This window comes from Brevundimonas sp. UBA4553, assembly GCF_002387245.1.
Lineage (GTDB): Bacteria > Pseudomonadota > Alphaproteobacteria > Caulobacterales > Caulobacteraceae > Brevundimonas.
Genome location: NZ_DGLD01000019.1, coordinates 453497 through 471184 on the forward strand (window position 1 = coordinate 453497; position 17688 = coordinate 471184).

At 66.2% G+C, this 17688-nt stretch carries 16 protein-coding genes and 1 tRNA gene; 12 read left to right on the top strand and 5 right to left on the bottom strand.

Features of this window, described 5'->3' with window-relative positions; genetic code table 11:
- Nucleotides 1–12: 12 nt before the first annotated feature.
- Nucleotides 13–408, bottom strand: a complete 396-nt coding sequence (cueR, locus tag B4A39_RS14645) for a Cu(I)-responsive transcriptional regulator (protein ID WP_292037294.1) — start codon at nt 406–408, stop codon at nt 13–15.
- Nucleotides 408–2888 (bottom strand): heavy metal translocating P-type ATPase, encoded by a 2481-nt coding sequence (locus tag B4A39_RS14650; protein WP_292037295.1) that lies wholly within the window; start codon nt 2886–2888, stop codon nt 408–410. The genes cueR and B4A39_RS14650 overlap by 1 nt, the downstream gene beginning before the upstream one ends.
- A gap of 121 nt (nt 2889–3009) precedes the next feature.
- Between B4A39_RS14650 and B4A39_RS14655 the strand changes: the two genes are divergently transcribed.
- From B4A39_RS14655 to B4A39_RS14665, 3 genes are read left to right on the top strand one after another with little or no spacing between them, the layout of a single operon-like run.
- Nucleotides 3010–4767, top strand: a complete 1758-nt coding sequence (locus B4A39_RS14655; protein ID WP_292037296.1) for a copper resistance system multicopper oxidase — start codon at nt 3010–3012, stop codon at nt 4765–4767.
- Nucleotides 4764–6008, top strand: a complete 1245-nt coding sequence (locus B4A39_RS14660; protein ID WP_292037297.1) for a copper resistance protein B — start codon at nt 4764–4766, stop codon at nt 6006–6008. The genes B4A39_RS14655 and B4A39_RS14660 overlap by 4 nt, the downstream gene beginning before the upstream one ends.
- A gap of 33 nt (nt 6009–6041) precedes the next feature.
- Nucleotides 6042–6809 (top strand): IclR family transcriptional regulator, encoded by a 768-nt coding sequence (locus B4A39_RS14665; protein ID WP_292037298.1) that lies wholly within the window; start codon nt 6042–6044, stop codon nt 6807–6809.
- Between the two features lie 4 nt (nt 6810–6813).
- Here B4A39_RS14665 and B4A39_RS14670 read toward each other — a convergent pair whose 3' ends face one another.
- Complete coding sequence (locus B4A39_RS14670; RefSeq protein WP_292037299.1) at nt 6814–8001, bottom strand: NAD(P)/FAD-dependent oxidoreductase; 1188 nt, start codon at nt 7999–8001, stop codon at nt 6814–6816.
- 124 nt (nt 8002–8125) lie between these two features.
- On the opposite strand from B4A39_RS14670, the gene B4A39_RS14675 reads away from it, so the two are divergent.
- From B4A39_RS14675 to B4A39_RS14710, 8 genes are all read left to right on the top strand, one after another.
- Nucleotides 8126–9376 carry an aromatic ring-hydroxylating dioxygenase subunit alpha gene (locus tag B4A39_RS14675; protein ID WP_292037300.1) on the top strand — a complete coding sequence of 417 codons (1251 nt, stop codon included), beginning with the start codon at nt 8126–8128 and terminating at the stop codon, nt 9374–9376.
- 8 nt (nt 9377–9384) lie between these two features.
- A complete protein-coding gene (locus B4A39_RS14680) occupies nt 9385–9852 on the top strand; it encodes an aromatic-ring-hydroxylating dioxygenase subunit beta (RefSeq protein ID WP_292037301.1) in 468 nt (155 codons plus the stop codon).
- Nucleotides 9849–10178, top strand: coding sequence for a non-heme iron oxygenase ferredoxin subunit (locus B4A39_RS14685; RefSeq protein ID WP_292037302.1), 330 nt, complete (start codon nt 9849–9851; stop codon nt 10176–10178). The genes B4A39_RS14680 and B4A39_RS14685 overlap by 4 nt, the downstream gene beginning before the upstream one ends.
- A 1-nt stretch (nt 10179) precedes the next feature.
- Nucleotides 10180–11235, top strand: coding sequence for a gentisate 1,2-dioxygenase (gene gtdA, locus B4A39_RS14690; protein WP_292037303.1), 1056 nt, complete (start codon nt 10180–10182; stop codon nt 11233–11235).
- Nucleotides 11232–11927 (top strand): fumarylacetoacetate hydrolase family protein, encoded by a 696-nt coding sequence (locus tag B4A39_RS14695; protein WP_292037304.1) that lies wholly within the window; start codon nt 11232–11234, stop codon nt 11925–11927. The genes gtdA and B4A39_RS14695 overlap by 4 nt, the downstream gene beginning before the upstream one ends.
- 67 nt (nt 11928–11994) lie before the next feature.
- Nucleotides 11995–13329, top strand: a complete 1335-nt coding sequence (locus B4A39_RS14700) for an MFS transporter (RefSeq protein ID WP_292037305.1) — start codon at nt 11995–11997, stop codon at nt 13327–13329.
- A 3-nt stretch (nt 13330–13332) separates the two neighbouring features.
- Nucleotides 13333–13962 carry a maleylacetoacetate isomerase gene (maiA, locus tag B4A39_RS14705; RefSeq protein ID WP_292037306.1) on the top strand — a complete coding sequence of 210 codons (630 nt, stop codon included), beginning with the start codon at nt 13333–13335 and terminating at the stop codon, nt 13960–13962.
- Between the two features lie 54 nt (nt 13963–14016).
- Nucleotides 14017–15468, top strand: a complete 1452-nt coding sequence (locus B4A39_RS14710) for an alginate export family protein (protein WP_292037307.1) — start codon at nt 14017–14019, stop codon at nt 15466–15468.
- A gap of 142 nt (nt 15469–15610) precedes the next feature.
- Here B4A39_RS14710 and B4A39_RS14715 read toward each other — a convergent pair.
- Nucleotides 15611–15700, bottom strand: a tRNA-Ser gene (locus B4A39_RS14715).
- Between the two features lie 89 nt (nt 15701–15789).
- Complete coding sequence (locus B4A39_RS14720; protein ID WP_292037309.1) at nt 15790–16719, bottom strand: DMT family transporter; 930 nt, start codon at nt 16717–16719, stop codon at nt 15790–15792.
- Between the two features lie 137 nt (nt 16720–16856).
- Here B4A39_RS14720 and B4A39_RS14725 point away from each other — a divergent pair, with 137 nt between their 5' ends.
- The gene (locus tag B4A39_RS14725) at nt 16857–17675 is read left to right on the top strand and encodes a septal ring lytic transglycosylase RlpA family protein (RefSeq protein ID WP_292037310.1); all 819 of its coding nucleotides are present in this window, start codon (nt 16857–16859) and stop codon (nt 17673–17675) included.
- The last annotated feature ends 13 nt before the right edge of the window (nt 17676–17688 follow it).

Below are 17688 nucleotides of genomic sequence, written 5' to 3' on the forward strand. Positions count from 1 at the left end.
CAGGGTTTTTTGCTAGTGGTTTGCGCCCTCAAGGTCGGAGAGGATTGGGCAATCGGGGCGATCATCGCCCGCGCAGCAACGGGACAGGTCACGTAGCGAGTCGGCCATCGACTGCATCTCCTTGATACGGGCGTCGAGGTCGGCCACGTGCTTTTCAGCCAAGGCCTTTACCTCACGGCTCGGGCGGTTGTGATCGCGCCACAAGGATAAGAGGCGGCCGATTTCCTCGACAGAAAAGCCGAGGCTACGAGCACGGCGGATGAAACGCAGATCGTTCAGATCGCGTTCGCTGAAGTCGCGATAGTTGCTTTCAGTCCGTTCGGAGGGCCGGATCAGGCCGACGGACTCGTAATAGCGGATCATCTTGGCTGAGACACCCGTCGCTTGAGAAGCCTTGCCGATATTCATCAGACCGTTCCCTCTATCCGGAGTTTGAAGGCGCGCAGGCGCAGGGCGTTCAGCACCACGCTGACGCTGGACAGGGCCATGGCCCCCGCCGCCAGCATGGGCGACAGCATGTAGCCGAAGGCAGGGTACAGGACGCCCGCTGCAACCGGGATCAGCATGATGTTATAGCCAAAGGCCCAGGCCAGGTTCTGGCGGATATTGGTCATGGTGGCGCGCGACAGGCCGATGGCGCTGACCGCGTCGCGCAGGTCGCCGCCGGTCAGGACCACGTCGGCGCTCTCGATAGCCACGTCGGCGCCACCGCCGACCGCCAGACCGACATCGGCTGAGGCAAGCGCAGGCGCGTCATTGACCCCGTCGCCGACGAAGGCGACGCGGCGTTCGCCGGTCTGGAGCGCATTGATGGCGGCGACCTTGCCGTCCGGCATGACCTCGGCGTGGACTTCGTCGATGCCCAGCAGGCGGGCGACGGCTTCGGCGGTGCGGCGGTTGTCGCCGGTGATCATGGCCACCTTCAGCCCCAGACCGTGCATGGCCTGAATGGCGGCGGCCGTGGTCGGCTTGATCGGGTCGGCCACGGCGATGACGGCGGCCAGCTGTCCGTCGATGGCGGCATAGAGGGGCGTCTTGCCCCCGTCGCCAAGACGAGCGGCGGCGTCAGCGAAGACGGCGACGTCGTGGCCCAGCTCGGCCATGTAGCGGTCGGCGCCGACCTCGACGCGGCGGCCCGCCACGACGCCCGCTACCCCCTTGCCGGGCACGGAGTTAAAGTCTTCGGGCCGGGCGACGCTGAGACCCCGCGCGGCGGCGGCTTCGACCAGGGCGCGGGCCACGGGATGTTCCGATTGGCCCTCGACGGCGGCGACGAGGGCGAGGACGTCATCCTCGGCAAAGCCGTCAGCCACGTTCAAGTCGGTCAGCTCGGGGCGGCCCGCCGTCAGCGTGCCGGTCTTGTCGAAGGCGATGACCTCGACCCCTTGCAGGGCCTGCAGGGCCTCGCCCTTGCGGAACAGGACGCCCAGTTCGGCGGCGCGGCCCACGCCGACCATGATGGAGGTCGGGGTGGCCAGACCCATGGCGCAGGGGCAGGCGATGATCAGCACCGACACGGCGGCGACCAGGGCCATGCCAAAGGCCGGATCAGGTGCGAACAGATACCAGACGGCGAAAGTCAGGACGGCCACGCCCATGACCACGGGCACGAACCAGCCGGTGATGCGATCCACCAGGGCCTGGATGGGCAGCTTGGCGCCCTGGGCGGTTTCGACCATCCGGACGATCTGGGCCAGCACGGTTTCGGCGCCAACCTGTTGCGCCTTGAAGCGGAAGGCGCCCGTGGTGTTCAGGGTGCCGCCGACGACCTTGGCGCCTGTGGTTTTTTCGACCGGGATAGGTTCGCCGGTCAGCATGGATTCGTCGATCCAGGACGAACCCTCGGTCACCACGCCATCGACGGGGACGCGCTCGCCGGGACGGACGACGATGATGTCGCCGGCCTGAACGGTGTCGATCGAGACGTCCTGCTCGACGCCGTCACGCACCACGCGGGCGGTCTTGACCTGCATCGACATCAGGCGGCGGATGGCCTGGCTGGTCTGACCCTTGGCGCGGGCCTCGATCCAGCGTCCGACCAGAATCAGCGTGACGATGACGGCGGCGGCTTCGAAATAGACATTGGCCGTACCGGACGGCAGCAGGGCGGGGGCGAAGGTCGCCACAGTCGAGAAGGCCCAGGCCGCGCTGGCGCCCAGCACCACCAGGGAGTTCATGTCTGGCGCGCGGCGCAGCAGGGCAGGCACGCCCTTGCGGAAAAAGATCAGCCCCGGGACGAACAGAACAAAGGTGGCGAGAACGAAACTGATGATCCGCCAGTTCTGCGTGCCGATGGTCTGTTCCAGCCAATCATGCATCCCCGGCACGAAGTGCGAGCCCATCTCCAGCACGAACAGGGGCAGGGTGGCGGCGCCCGCGATCAGGACGGCCCGGCCCAGGTTGCGAATCTCGGCGGCGCGGGCGGTCTGTTCACGGTCGGCGGTGTCGAGGCCAGTCTGTTCCGGCTGCTCCAACACATAGCCCGCCTGCTGCACGGCGGCGGCCAGATCGCGGAAGGCGACGGCTCCCGAGAGGAAGCGGACTGTGGCGCGCTCAGTCGCCAGATTGACGCTGGCGCTCAGTACGCCGGGCACGGCGGCCAGGGCTTTCTCTACGCGACCGACGCAGCTGGCGCAGGTCATTTCGCGCACGGGATAGACCATTTCTTCCTCCATTGGCTCATAGCCAGCGGAGCGGATGGCGGCGGCGACCTCGGCGGGAGACCCGTTCATGTCCATGATGACGCGCGCTCGCTCGGACGCCAGATTGACGTGCGCCTCATTGACGCGGGGCACGGCGCGGATGGCCCTTTCAACCCGGCCAACGCAGCTGGCGCAGGTCATTCCGATCACAGGAAAATCAAGGATTCTGGGGGAGGTGGTGGACATTGGCAGACCCTTTCGTCGTCAGAGCCTCTCCCCTCTAAAGCTTCCTGTCATGGGAAGGTCAACGTCCCGTCGCGATGGTCTATCCAGCCGGCCATGTTGTTTCCGAAAGGATGAGTTGAGCATGGCGAGAAGCGCTCTTGATCGTCGAACGCTGCTGCGCGGCGCGGCCCTGGGCGGCGGCGTCTTCAGCCTTCAGGGGCTGCTGCCAGCCTGGGCGCAAACCGGATCGCCGGGCCTGCGCGCCGATCTGCCGACGCTGACGGGGCCGAACATCGACCTGACGGTGCGCGACAGCAGCTTCACCGTCGGCGGCCGCACCGGCCATGCCTTCACCGTCAACGGCCTGCTGCCCGCGCCTCTACTGCGGATGCGCGAGGGCCAGAACGTGCGGTTGTCGGTGACCAACACCCTGGACGAGGACACCTCGATCCACTGGCACGGCCTGCTGCTGCCGTTCCAGATGGACGGCGTGCCGGGCGTCAGCTTCCCCGGAATCAAGCCGCGCGAGACCTTTGTCTATGAGTTCCCACTCAAGCAGTCGGGCACCTACTGGTATCACAGCCACTCGGGCCTGCAGGAGGCCATGGGCCACTATGGTCCCATCGTCATCGACCCGGCGGGCGTCGATCCGGTCGGCTATGACCGCGAGCATGTTCTGGTCCTGTCGGACTGGAGCTTCATGCATCCGCACGAAATTCTGGCCAAGCTGAAGAAGAGTCCCGGCTACTTCAACATGCAGAAGACCACGCTGGCGGGCCTGCTGGACGGGTCGGACGGCATGGATCTGGCTGAGCGCCGGATGTGGGGCGGGATGCGGATGGACCCGCGCGACATCCTGGACGTCAACGGCACCACCTACACCTATCTGATCAACGGCCACGGTCCGCAGGAGAACTGGACCGGTCTGTTCAGGCCCGGCGAGCGGGTGCGTCTGCGCGTCATCAACGCCTCGGCCATGTCGATCTTCAACGTCCGTATTCCGGGTCTGGCCATGACCGTGGTTCAGGCCGACGGCGAGCACGTCCGCCCGGTCGAGGTGGATGAGTTCCAGATCTCGGTGGCCGAGACCTATGACGTCATCGTCCGCCCGCTTGAGGACCGTGCCTACACCATCGTCTCCGAAGCCATCGACCGTTCGGGCATGGGGCGCGCCACCCTGGCCCCGCGCTTGGGCATGACCGCCGAGGTGCCGCCGCTGCGCCAGATGCCGAACCTGACCATGAGGGACATGGGGATGGGCGGCATGGATCATGGCTCGATGGCCGGGATGGATCACTCGGCGCATGGAGGTGCCGCTGCGCCGATGGACCACGGCGCCATGAGCATGCGTGACCCGAACAACGCCCCGGCTGACATGGCCGTCGGGGTCGGGGTGGACGCCATCGCGCCCGCTCCGGCCAACCGCCTGGGCGACCGCCCGCAGGGGCTTCAGGACGTCGATCACCGCGTGCTGGTCTATACCGACCTGCGCTCGCTGACGCCGAACACGGACACCCGCGCCCCGTCGCGTTCGATGGAAATCCATCTGACCGGCAATATGGAACGCTTCATGTGGGGCTTCGACGGACGCAAGTTCTCGGAGCTGGTCGAGCCGATCCGGTTCGAGCTGAACGAACGGGTGCGCGTGACCTTGGTCAACGACACCATGATGGCCCACCCGATCCATCTGCATGGGCACTTCTTCGAGCTGGTCAACGGCCACGACGGACATCAGCCGTTGAAGCACACGGTCAATGTGGCGCCGGGGGGCAAGGTCACCTTCGACCTGACCGCCAATGCGCCGGGCGACTGGGCCTTCCACTGTCATCTGCTGATGCACATGCACGCGGGGATGTTCAACGTCGTCACGGTTCGTCCGCTGGAAGGAGCCGCCCGATGAGCCGCGCCCTGTTCGCCGCCGTCGCCGTTCTGCCCCTGATATTGGCCGCTGGTTCCGCCGTCGCCCAGAGCCACGAGGGGCACGCAGGCCACCGCTCTCAAGCCGCGCCCGCCCGCCCGTCGCAAGCCCGTCCAAGGCCCGTTGCCAAGCCGCGCGCCGTCGCGTCAAGACCGGCTGCGCCTGCGGCGGCGGCGGACCTGCACGCCGGGCATGACATGAGCGGAATGCAGACCGCTCCGGTGACGACGCCCGCCGTTGATCCGCACGCGGGTCACAACATGGCGCCGGCTCAGGCCGATCCTCATGCCGGTCATGCCATGAACGCGGCCCCCGTGGCTGTGGTGGACCCGCACGCTGGTCACAACATGAGCGGGACATCGGCGGCTCCTGTTCAGACGCCCGCCGGTGACCCGCACGCCGGGCACGACATGTCGACCACGGCCGGCGTTCCCAACATCCCGACCAGCGTGGACGCTGTCGGCGGACGGATGGTCGAGATGCCGCCGCCGGTCGCCGCCCGCGCTGCGCCCGCCCATGCGGCGGACCTGCTGTTCGACCCCGCCGTCATGGCGGCTTCGCGCAAGCAACTGCTGGTCGAGAACGGCGACGTGCGCACGACCGCCGTCATGATCGATGCGCTCGAGGCCGGGTTCGGCGACGGCGAGAAGAGCTATTCCTGGAACGCCCAGGGTTGGACGGGCGGCGACATCAACCGCTTCTGGTGGAAGACCGAGGGTGAGGGCGCCTTTGACGGCAAGCTGCACGACGCTGAGGTTCAGGCCCTTTACAGCCGCGCCGTCGCTCCCTTCTGGGACTTGCAGGCCGGAGTGCGTCAGGACTTCCGTCCTGACGGTGACGACACCACCCATCTGACCGTCGGAGTTCAGGGCGTCGCCCCATATTGGTTCGAGGTGAGCGCCGCCGCCTTCCTATCGACCGAGGGCGATCTGACCGCTCGCGCCGAGGCGGAATACGATCAGCGCATTACGCAGAAGTGGATCCTGCAACCTGCCATCGAGATCGCCCTTTCGGCCAGCGACCTGCCTCAGCTGGAGATCGGCGCTGGCCTGACATCAGTCTCGGCTGGGTTGCGCCTGCGTTATGAAATCCGCAAGGAACTCGCCCCCTACGTCGGCGTCGAGTGGAAACGCTCGCTGGGCGATACGGCCGACTATGTTCGAGCGCGTGACGCCGATCCCGAAGCGGTCAGCTTTGTGGTTGGGGTTAAGGCCTGGTTCTGACATCATCTGCCGATTACGGGAGCGGACGAGGCAATGAGCGAAGCGGGGGATCGGCGTCAGGGCATTCAGTCGGTAGGAATCGGCCTGCGTGTTCTGGAAGTCCTGGCGTCGCAGAACGGCGGCGCGGCGTTGGGGGCCATCGCCCAGGCCTCGGACCTTTCGGCGTCTCAGGCTCACCGCTATCTCGCCAGCCTGATCGCGGCGGGCATGGCGCGTCAGGATGCGGCGACGGGGCGATACGAGCTGGGGCCGGGCGCTCTGCGTCTGGGGCTGGCGGCCCTGTCGCGTATGGACAGTTTCCGCGAAGCGGCGATCGCGCTGGGCGACTATGTCACGGAAACGGGACGAACGGTGCAGATGGGCGCTCTGGGCCCGACCGGGCCGATCGTGGTGCGCTGGATCATGGGGACGCCCGCCATCTCGACCTCGCTGATGGTCGGATCGCCGCTACCGTTGCTGAGTTCGGCCACGGGTCACGTGTTTCTGGCCTTCCGGCCCGAGGCTGCCACGCGGCAGATGGTCGAACGCGAAACCCAACCGCAGTTTCAGCCGGTCGACGTCGAGGCTCTGCGCGCGCGTGTCCAGCGTGACGGTTATTCCGCTGTCCGCGGCGATCTGATCCCTGGTCTACGGGCCACCGCCGTACCGATCTTCGATTTGCAGGGCGAGGCGGTCTTCACCGCCACGGTGCTGGCTACCGACGTGTTCAAGCCGGAACATGACGATCAGGCGCGCGAACGCCTGATCGAAGTGTGCGACCAGATCACATTGGCGACGGGCGGGGTGCGCCCGTCGATCTGAAAGTTCAGGCGGCGGCTTTGCGGAGGTCAGTCGCCGGATCTGCCGCCGTTTCCGCGATCAGGACCTTGCCCATCAGTCGTCGCGCCGTGGCGAAGTCGCGAGGTTGATCCAGGCAGACCGCACCCACCAGGACGCCGTCGCGCAGGTATAGACGTGAGGCATCTCCGCGCGCCACGACTGTATCGCCAGATGCCGGATCGCCCAGGATTTGCAGGTTATGCCCGCACTGGGCCGTCCAGAACCAGGGCGTGGGCTCGGTCTCGGCGGGCTTGCCCAAGATGGCGAGGGCGGCGGCGCGAGCCGAGGTCTGGGCGTGGGCCCAGGTCTCCATGCGGGCGGCGGCGCCGTCGCGGACGCGCGCGGCCAGATCCCCCACGGCGAAGATGCGGTCATCGGCGGGCGAGCGGTAGTCGTCGCCGACGAGAACCCCGCCCGCCACCGGCAGGCCCGCCGCCTCGACCATCTCGGTCGCGGGGATGATGCCAATGCCGACGACGATCAGGTCGGCCTCGACGTTCGAGCCGTCGTCCATCTGCGCCAGAACCGAGCCGTCGGGGGCGTCTTCCAGCGACTGCAGAGACCGGCCCAGTTTCACCTCGACGCCGATACGAGCGTGAGCGGCGGCCAGCCACTCGGCGGCCTCGGCCGGTACGTTGCGCCCCAGCAGCCGCTCGCCCGCCTCGATCACCGTGGCGGTCAGGCCGAGGCCGCGCAGGGTCGACGCCACTTCCAGACCGATCACACCGCCGCCGATCACCAGGGCGCGGGCGTCGGGCTTGGCCGCCGCCGCGATGGCGCGAGCGTCGTCTGCTGTGCGCAGGTAGCGGACGGCCGGATGGTCGGGCAGGGGCAGGCGACGCACCCGACCGCCCATGGCCAGCACCAGCGTGTCGAAGGGCTCGAACGAACCGTCGGCCAGTCGAATCTCTCCCGCATCGCGGTCGATGGCGACGGCTTCGGCGCCCAGTTTCAGGACCACGCCCAGTTCGGCCCAGCGTTCCGCAGGCGCCAGCCAGACCGGATCCGCCTCGGCGCCCGACAGATAATCCTTGGACAGGCTTGGACGTTCGTAGGGGGGGTGAGTCTCGTCCCCAACAATCAGGATGGACTCCGAAAAGCCGAGCTCGCGCAAGGCGATAGCGGTCGCGCCGCCGGCGTGTCCGGCCCCCAGAATGACGATGCGTTCAGCCATTTGTGATCTCCAAATGTCGTTGCACTAGATGCAACGCGTTTGACATAGATCAAAAACCACGACACCAATGCGGTCAACGACGACATGAGATCGCCGCTTCGAATTCTTTGTCCGGGAGCTTTCAGTGAACATCCCCGTACGCCCGCCGGAGGGCGCAACCAGCCGCGCGTGGCCGGCCGACGTCGACGCCGCCGTGCCTTACTGGGTCTATACGGACCCTGCGATCTACGCCGAGGAGCTGCAGAAGATCTGGTACGGACCGCACTGGCTCTACGTTGGCCTGGAGTGCGAGCTGACCGAGGTTGGCGACTGGAAGACGACGACCCTGGGTGAGAAGCCCTGCGTCATGGTCCGCTCGGGCGAGGACGAGATCTCGGTCGTCGAGAACCGCTGCGCCCACAAGGGCGTCAAGTTCTGCCAGACCCGCACCGGTCATTCCAAGGAGCTGATCTGCCCCTATCACCAGTGGTCATACGCTCTGAATGGTGACCTGCAGGGCGTGCCCTTCCGTCGCGGCGTCAAGCGTCAAGGCGGGATGCCGTCGGACTTCGACCCCAAGGATCACAGCCTGAACAAGCTGCGCGTCGAAGTGGTCAACGGTGTGGTCTGGGCCACTTTCTCGGACGAGACGCCGCCCTTCCGCGAGTACCTCGGCGAGAAGTTCTGGAAGCACTACACCCGCGTATATGACGGCCGGAAGCTGGAGGTGCTGGGTTACAACCGTCAGCACATCCCGGCCAACTGGAAGCAGATGCAGGAGAACATCAAGGACCCCTATCACGCGGGTCTGCTGCACGTCTTCTTCGCTACTTTCGGCCTGTTCCGCGCCGACCAGAAGTCCGCCGTCGATATCGACGACGAGGGCCGCCACGGCATCCTGATCTCGCGCAAGGGCGAGCAGGAAAAGTCCGAGGCCATGGCCGACATCCGCAACTTCCAAGGCGATTTGGTGCTGGAAGACCCCCGCGTCATGGACGTGGTGCAGGAATTCCCGGGCGAGGAAACCGTGGGGATGATCACCATCTTCCCCAGCGTGATCCTGCAGCAGCAGGTCAACAGCCTGACCACGCGCCAGATCGTGCCCAAGGGCGTGGGCGGATTCGACTTCCACTGGACCCACTGGTGCTACGCCGACGATACGCCGGAGATGCGTCTGCGCCGCACGCGCCAGGCGAATCTTTTCGGTCCGGCCGGCTTCGTCTCGGCTGACGACGGCGAGGTTCTGGAGATGACCCAGCAGGGTGCTACCGGGTCCCCGGACGAGCACTTCATCCTGCAGATGGGCGGCCGCGAGATCGCGCCGACCGATCACCAGGTCACCGAGACGGCCGTGCGCGGGATGTATCGCTACTGGCGCAAGGTGATGGGCCTGTGAGCGAGATCATGACTATTGCTCGTGACGAAGTCCGCGATCTCTATGACGCCTATTACAAGACGCTCGACGACGTCGATCTGCACGCCTGGCCCGACTTCTTCACCGAGGACTGCCTCTATCGGGTGATCCCGCGTGAAAACTACGATGCCGGCTATACCCTGTGCACCATGCAGGCCGAGAGCCGGGGCATGCTGAAGGACCGGGTGACCGGCCTGACGCGGACCCAGATGTATGCGCCGCGCTACTATCGCCGCTTCCCCACCGCGCCGCGCGTGACGGCTCAGGACGCGGGAGGCGTCAGCGTCCGTCACAACCTGCTGGTGGTGCAGACCCTGGTCGACAAGCAGTCGGACATCATCCTGTCCGCGGTTTGCCATGACCGCATCGTCCGCGACGGCGACCGCCTGCGCTTTTTCGAGCGCATCGTCGTCTTCGATTCCGAAATGATCCCCAACAGTCTGGTGTACCCCGCATGACCGAAGCCGCGACCCTGTCGTGGGTGGCGACTTTGCCGCCCTCGGCCCTTGATGAACATGGCGTGGCCAAGGCCAGCGCCAACGGCCTGAACGTCGCCCTCTATGTTGTGGAAGGCGAGTATTTCGCTACCGCAGACCTCTGCACCCATGGCGCGGCCAGCCTGTCGGACGGCTTCCTAGACGGCGAGCTGATCGAATGCCCGCTGCATCAGGGAACCTTCAATGTGAAGACCGGCGCCCCGGTCGACGCCCCGTGCTCGGTCGCCGTGCGCAGCTTCCCGGTGAAGCTGCAGGACGGCCTGCTGCACGTTGGCATGGAGGGCTGAGATGAGCGAGGTCCTGTCCAACGATCAGCAGTCCCAGCTGAACGCTCTATATGAGCAGATGGAGCCGGAAGGCCTCTATCCACTATGGGAAGTGCTGTCGGCCCTTGTGCTGCCCAAGCCGGACTCTCCGGCCAAGGTGCACAAATGGTCCTATGACAACGCTCGCGACTACCTGATGCGCGCGGGTGACCTGATCAGCGCCAAGCAGGCCGAGCGCCGCGTGCTGATCCTCGAGAACCCCGGCCTGCCGGGCCATTCGGGCATTACGCCCAGCCTCTACGCTGGTCTGCAACTGATCCTGCCGGGCGAGATCGCCCCGGCCCACCGCCACGCCCAGTGCGCCCTGCGCTTCGTCATGGAGGGGGGCGGCGCCTATACCTCGGTGGATGGCGAGAAGGCGGTGATGCAGCCCTTCGACCTGGTGCTGACGCCTGGCGGCCAGTGGCACGATCACGGCAATCCCACCGACACGCCGATGATCTGGCTGGACGGGCTGGATATCCCGACCGTCCGTCACTTCGACGCCAGCTTCGCCGAGGGATATTCGGAAGATCAGTTCCCGGAACAGGCCCCGGCCGGCGACAGTCTGAACCGCTATGGCCGCAACATGCGCCCACTGAAGGGCCACACCGCAGATCGGCGTCCGGCGCATCAACCTCTGTTCCACTACCCCTACGCCGAATGGCGTCCGGCCCTGGACGCCATGGCCGAGAGCGGCGCCGAGATCGACCCGCATCTGGGTCACGCCCTGGAGTTCATGAATCCGATCGACGGCGGGCCGATCATGGCCACCATCTCGGCCCATGTGCGCCTGCTGCCGGAAGGCTTTGAATCCAAACCGCGCCGCTCGACCGACGGAACCATCTTTGTAGTGGTCGAAGGAACTGGCGAAGCGGTCATCGAGGGCGAGACCATCGCCCTGAAGCCGCGCGACATCGTCGTCGTGCCGTCGTGGAAATCGGTCGCCTTCAAGGCGTCCAGCCGACTGGTCCTGTTCGGATACTCCGACAAGGCCTGTCAGGAAAAACTGAACCTGTACAAGGAAGAGAACGCATGAGCCTGCTGTTCCAACCGCAAGCGCCCGTGCTTGCCCCGACCAACACCGGGGACGAATTCCCGGTCCGCCGCATCTTCTGCGTCGGCCGCAACTATGCCGCCCACGCCCGCGAAATGGGTCGCGACCCGGACCGCGAGCCGCCCTTCTTCTTCACCGCCTGGGCCGAGACCGTGGTGCCGGACGGAACGACGATCGCCTATCCGTCCAAGACCGAGAACTTCCACTATGAGGCCGAGCTGGTCGTCGCCATCGGCAAGGGCGGTCGCGACATCGCTGTGGAGGACGCGCTGGACCACGTCTGGGGTTACGCCACGGGTCTCGACATGACGCGCCGCGACCTGCAGTTGGAAGCTCGCGCCCAAGGCCGACCGTGGGACACGGGCAAGAACGTCGAGCAGTCGTCGCCGCTGGGCCTGATCCACAAAGCGGGCGAGGGCTTTGATCCCGAAAACGGCAAGATCGAGCTGACAGTCAACGGCGAGGTCAAGCAGTCGGCGGACCTGGCCGACCTGATCTGGCCGGTGGCGGACATTGTCTCCTACCTGTCGGGTCTGTGGGAGATCCAGCCCGGCGACCTGATCTACACCGGCACCCCCGCCGGCGTCGGCGCCGTGGTCGAGGGCGACGCCATGGTCGTGGCCATCGACGGCTTGACCCCGCTCAACATCAAGGTCGGCCCCCAGGCCGTCTGACCTTTCCAAGCATCATCAACATATGGAGAGGCGCGCGACAGACGCGCCCTCCACGGAGGACTACAAAATGGCAGCCATGGGTGAGGGGGGCGGAAACGCCGTCATCGACCGGGCCAAATTCGGCCCGCTACAGTTCGGCGTCACGGCGCTGTGCTTCATCATCGCCATGCTCGACGGCTTCGACACCCAGTCGATCGCCTTCGTCGCGCCCAAGATCGCCGAGGACTGGGGTCTGGCGCCGTCGGCGTTCGGTCCGATCTTCGCCATCGGCCTTCTGGGCCTGACGGTCGGCGCCTTCACCCTGAGCCCGGCGGCGGACAAGTTCGGCCGCAAGACGGTCATCCTGATCTCGACGCTGATCTTCGGTCTGTTCGCCCTGCTGACGGCGTTCGCCACCTCGATGAACGAGCTGCTGATCTACCGCTTCATCACCGGCATCGGCTTGGGCGCGGCCATGCCCAACATCATCGCCCTGACCAGCGAATACGGTCCGGCCCGCCTGCGCGCGACCCTGGTGACGGTCATGTTCTGCGGCTTCCCGCTGGGCTCGACCATCGGAGGGCTCGTCTCGACCTGGCTGATCGCCACCTGGGACTGGCACTCGGTCTTCGTGGTCGGCGGCGTCCTGCCTCTTCTGCTGCTGCCGGTGCTCTATTTCATGCTGCCGGAGTCGGTGCGCTTCCTCGTCGCCAAGGGCGCGCCGGAGCACAAGATCGCCCCTATCGTGAAGAAGATCGACGCTGACGCCTCGGTCAGCGAGTTCATCGCAGGCCTGAAGCACGAGCAGACGTCGGCGGCCAAGGGCTTCTCGGTCTTCCAGTTGTTCCGTGAAGGCCGCACGCCGGTGACCCTGCTGCTGTGGGTCGCCTTCTTCATGAACCTGCTGGTCATGTACTTCCTGGTGAACTGGCTGCCGACTCTGCTGAAGGGCGCGGGTCTGCCGCTAAGCATGGCCATCCTGTCGACCGCGACCCTGAACCTGGGCGGCGTTGTCGGCGCCATCGTCCTGGGCCGGATGATCGACAAGATCAGCCCCTATGTCGTCCTGGGTTCGGCCTACGCCGCCTCGGCCGCCTTCATCGCCCTGCTGGCCTTCGGCGGCACCAATCTAACGGTTCTTCTGGCCGGCGCGGCCCTGTCCGGCTTCGGCGTCGTGGGCGCCCAGATCGGCTGCAACGCCCTGACGGCGGCTGTCTATCCGACCGCCATCCGCGCCACCGGCGTGGGCTGGGCCCTGGGCGTCGGCCGCATCGGCGCCATCGTCGGACCGCTGGTCGGCGGCGTGCTGCTGGCCGCCGGCTGGACGCCGCAGTCGCTGATCCTGCTGGCTGTCATCCCCGCCGTGATCGCCTCGATCGCGGTCTTCACCCTCGGCGGCGTACGTCGTCGCGCCGGAGTCTGAACCATGATCCTGCACGGTTATTTCCGCTCCACGGCCTCATGGCGGGTTCGTATCGCCCTGGGGCTCAAGGGACTGGAGGCCGTGCAGGTCATCCATCACCTGCGCAAGGGCGAGCAGCGGGCGCCTGAGTATCTGGCGCTCAACCCGCAGGGCCTGCTGCCCGCCTTCGTCACCGACGACGGCGCGGTCCTGACCCAGTCGCTGGCCATCATCGAATATCTCGACGAGACCTCGCCCGAGCCGTCGCTGCTACCCGCTGATCCGGTGCTACGGGCCAAGGTCCGCGCCGTGGCTCAGGCCGTCGCCTGCGACATTCACCCGGTGCAGAACCTCAAGGTGCTGCAACGCCTGCGCGACCTCGGTCTGGGCGAAGAGGTGGTTCAGGCCTGGGCCGCCACCGTCATCGAGGAAGGCCTCGACGCGGTCGACAAGCTGCTGGCCGACCAGCCAGGGCCCTTCGCCTTCGGTGGAGCCCCGACCCTGGCCGACCTGTGCATCGTGCCGCAGCTGGGCAACGCCAATCGCTTCGGCGTCGAACTGCGCTGGCCGCGCCTGCTGGCCATTGAAGCCGCCTGCCTCGAGTTGCCCGCCTTCCAGAACGCCGTGCCGGGCCGACAGCCCGACGCTGAATAATTACCCAATCGAACCGAGCGCGGAGCCAACCGCGCCCTTTCCCGGAGGAAATCCATGAGTATCGCGGCCGCGGCCGCCGCCGCATTGCTTTCGCACCCCCCCATGCCGGCTGTCGCCGAGGTCGAAGCGCCCGTTCAAACCGCGCCGTCGCCGTCATCGGTCGCGCCTACGCCGGCTGCCGCACCCCCGCCGTTCAAGCTGATCAACTATGACGAGGATTACGCCTACTTGGCGGATCCGGCCAAGCGTAACTCGACGTGGGCCCGCTGGAAGCATGTTCCGGTCGGCGGCGAGGGATCGCCCGTATGGGCTAGCTTCGGCGGCGAGCTGCGCCTGCGGGCCGAGAACCGGGAGAATGAGCGGTTTGGCCGCGGACTTCAGGACGGCGATGGCGACTTCCAGACGCGAGCGCGCCTGTGGAGCGAACTGAACCTTGGCTCCTCGCTGCGCGCGTTCGTCGATATCCAGGACGCTCGCAGCTTCGGTCTGGATAGCGGCACGCCGCCGGCTGAGGAAAATCGGACCGACCTGCATCAGGCTTTCGTCGAGGGTGAGGCTGCTGTGGGCGGCGGCGTCCTGCGCTTGCGCGTCGGCCGTCAGGAGTTTGGCGTCGGCGGCTTCCGCCTGTTCGACATGCGCGAGGGCGCCAACGCCCGCAACGCCATGGACATGGCGCGGGTGATCTATGACCGGCCAGACGGGTGGAGCGGCGGCGCTTTTGCAGGTTATGCCCTGCGAGAAGGCAACGCGTCGTGGGATGACGCCACCAACTACGACTACCGTCTTTATGGCGCGATGGCGTCGCGGGTTCTCGGGGCCGGGCCGACGGCGCCGAAGCTGGAACTGCTTTACGCCAACACCGACCGCTCGGTGACGCCCTTCGACCGACAAGTGGCGGGTCGCGACGATCGTGACACCCTGTCGGTGCGTCTGACAGGCAAGGTCGCGCCCTGGGACTATGAGGTTGAGGCCGTCAAACAGTGGGGCTCGTTCCGCGATCTCGATATTGACGCCTGGTTCGTAACCGCCGTGGGTGGTCGGACCTTCGCGGGCGTAAAATGGACTCCGCGCATCGCCGTGCGTGTCGATGCGGGCTCTGGCGACAAGGACCCCAATGATGGCAAGCTGAACAGCTTCAACCCGCTGTTCCCCCAGCCGGCCGCTTTGCGCACGGACCTGGGCTTCGCCAACATGGTGCTGGTGCAGCCGGAAGTGACCGTCCGCCCGACGCCGAAGTTGACCTTGGGGGCCAACACCGCTGGCCTGTGGCGCCAGAGCAAGGAAGACGGACTCTACGCCTTGTCCGGCCTTGTGATCCGCAGCGCCACCGAGGGCCAGTCGTCCTATGTCGGATGGCGCACGGGCGTGTTTGCGCGCTACGCCTTGACGCCGTTCGTGTCGATCATGGGTGTCGCCAACTACACCAAGGCCGGCGACTTCCTGAAAGAGACCGGCACGTCCGAGGATCAGTCCTACCTGGGCACGTTCCTGACCTTCAGGTTCTGACGCAAAGATCAGACTCGGTCCCAGGCTCTAGCTGACTGTTCAGCATGAGTCTGGGACGGCGTCGCCTACGCGGCGGCGCACGAACGGCCGCAGGGTGAAGCGGGTGGGGGATGAGAGCGCGGCGGGCTCGCGGGCCGGAGCTTGGCGGACAGGGTGGGATTCGAACCCACGGTAGGCTCACACCTACGGCGGTTTTCAAGACCGCTGCCTTAAACCACTCGGCCACCTGTCCAGCGCGAGTCACATGACGCGTGCGGAGGCGTGCATAGCGGCAAGTCGGCCGTCACCCAAGCACAAAGCGAACTGATGTCGTCAGGACGCTCAGCCTTTTTTGAAAGCAGGGGAGCGGGTCACCAGCCAGATGCCGATACAGACCAGGATCAGGGCTGCGAGGTAGCTCCATCTCAGCAGATTCTCGCCGAGGAACAGGGCGGACAGGGCGACGCCGAATACAGGGATCAGGAAGTTGAAGGCGGCGATCATTCCGACGGGATTGTGCTTCAGCAGCAGGCTCCAGACCGCGAACGCCACCGAAGAGAGCAGCGCCATGTAGAGCAGCAAACCGCCGGACTGCAGGTCCAGCGCTCCCAGATGGCCCCCGCCCGCCACGCCAACTCCGGTCAGGACGCCGCCGCCGATCGCCAATTGCCACCCCGTCATAATCATCGGGTCGATCTCACTCGAGATACGCTTTCCATAGATCGACGCCGCCGCCAGCACGAAGGCGGCGATAATGACGAAGCCTTCGCCGAGCAGACTGAAATCAAAGCCGAGGCCGCCACCGCCGAGGTTGACGACCACCACTCCGAGGAAACCGATCAGACAGCCGGTCATCTTGCGAGAGCTCAACCGATCGTTCGCATATATGAAGTGGGCGAGGACCACGCTGAAGAAGACGCCGGTGGCGTTCATGATCGAAGACTTCACGCCTGTGGCGTGGGCCAGTCCGACGTAGAAGAAGACGTACTGGATTGCGGTCTGGGTCACGCCCAGCAGGGCGACCTGGCGCATCTGACGTCTGTTCAAAGCCAGGACCGGCTTCTTCATCGTCGCCGCCACGATCAGCAGGATCACGCCAGCCAGAGCGAAGCGCCAGCCAGCGAACAGCATCTGACTTGCAATATCGCCGGGCCCAATATGCAGCAGCGCATAGCCGTTCTTGATGGCCGGATAAGCGCTGCCCCACAGGAAGCAGCAAAGGGTGGCCAGGGCGAAGACCCCCGAACGGGTCTGGTAGAGAGAGGATTTCAAGGCGCTCGCTTCAAGACAGGCACGGGCGCAAAGGCGTCGCCGCGACAGCGGACGCATAGCCCCAAACACCTCGTTAACCAAACCGGAAACGTCCTCACGCATGATCACATCGAGTGAACTGGAGTGCGTAGGCCGTGATGACGAGATTGCTAAGGGGCGTAGTGGTCGCCGCCGCCTTTTCCACCCTGGCGGCCTGCGCCAGTTTGGGCGGTGGCCGGGATGCGCCGTTGCGTGCGCCGGTCGTCACTGATCCCGCGCCCATCGTCTCCGGCACCATGCGGCCCTATCAGATCCGTGGCCGCTGGTATCGGCCGGCCGAACAGCCGAACTACGACGAGATCGGCCTGGCCTCCTGGTACGGGGCGCAGCACAACGGCCGTCCGACGTCGACCGGCGAGCGCTTCGACATGAGCGCCCTGACAGCAGCACACAAGACCTTGCCGCTGCCGAGCCTTGTAGAGGTGACCAACCGCGCGAATGGGCGTCGCGTCATCCTGCGCGTCAATGACCGCGGGCCCTTTGTCGATAGCCGGATCATCGATCTGTCGCGTGCGGCGGCCGAGGAACTGGGTCTGCTGTCGCAGGGCGTGGGCGAGGTGCGGGTCCGCTATGTCGGGCGGGCGCCCCGAACGGGTGGAGGGACGGCGCTGCAGCGAGCCGAGGCCGCGGCCCTTTCAACACCGACGCCCTATGCCGCGCCCGCCGTTCCCTCGCCACCGCCAGCCGCCACGCCGAGCTACTGGGTTCAGGCAGGAGCCTTTTCGGATCGACGCGCCGCCAGGCGAATCGCCGACCGTCTGGGGGATCGCGCTTCGGTTCAGGATGTTCGTGGCGACGGCCAGACTCTGTTCCGGGTGATTGTCGGACCTTGGCCGGACGCCAACGCGGCCGAACAGGCCCGCCAGGCCGTCATTGCACGCGGGTTTGGCGACGCCCTGTTGATATCAGGCGGTTAAGGCTTGCCTGTCG

Bases quoted from the DNA above. Each gene is read 5' to 3' on its own strand.
- cueR (WP_292037294.1), bottom strand. From the start codon at position 408: ATGAATATCGGCAAGGCTTCTCAAGCGACGGGTGTCTCAGCCAAGATG.
- B4A39_RS14650 (WP_292037295.1), bottom strand. From the start codon at position 2,888: ATGTCCACCACCTCCCCCAGAATCCTTGATTTTCCTGTGATCGGAATG.
- B4A39_RS14655 (WP_292037296.1), top strand. From the start codon at position 3,010: ATGGCGAGAAGCGCTCTTGATCGTCGAACGCTGCTGCGCGGCGCGGCC.
- B4A39_RS14660 (WP_292037297.1), top strand. From the start codon at position 4,764: ATGAGCCGCGCCCTGTTCGCCGCCGTCGCCGTTCTGCCCCTGATATTG.
- B4A39_RS14665 (WP_292037298.1), top strand. From the start codon at position 6,042: ATGAGCGAAGCGGGGGATCGGCGTCAGGGCATTCAGTCGGTAGGAATC.
- B4A39_RS14670 (WP_292037299.1), bottom strand. From the start codon at position 8,001: ATGGCTGAACGCATCGTCATTCTGGGGGCCGGACACGCCGGCGGCGCG.
- B4A39_RS14680 (WP_292037301.1), top strand. From the start codon at position 9,385: ATGACTATTGCTCGTGACGAAGTCCGCGATCTCTATGACGCCTATTAC.
- B4A39_RS14685 (WP_292037302.1), top strand. From the start codon at position 9,849: ATGACCGAAGCCGCGACCCTGTCGTGGGTGGCGACTTTGCCGCCCTCG.
- gtdA (WP_292037303.1), top strand. From the start codon at position 10,180: ATGAGCGAGGTCCTGTCCAACGATCAGCAGTCCCAGCTGAACGCTCTA.
- B4A39_RS14695 (WP_292037304.1), top strand. From the start codon at position 11,232: ATGAGCCTGCTGTTCCAACCGCAAGCGCCCGTGCTTGCCCCGACCAAC.
- B4A39_RS14700 (WP_292037305.1), top strand. From the start codon at position 11,995: ATGGCAGCCATGGGTGAGGGGGGCGGAAACGCCGTCATCGACCGGGCC.
- maiA (WP_292037306.1), top strand. From the start codon at position 13,333: ATGATCCTGCACGGTTATTTCCGCTCCACGGCCTCATGGCGGGTTCGT.
- B4A39_RS14710 (WP_292037307.1), top strand. From the start codon at position 14,017: ATGAGTATCGCGGCCGCGGCCGCCGCCGCATTGCTTTCGCACCCCCCC.
- B4A39_RS14725 (WP_292037310.1), top strand. From the start codon at position 16,857: ATGACGAGATTGCTAAGGGGCGTAGTGGTCGCCGCCGCCTTTTCCACC.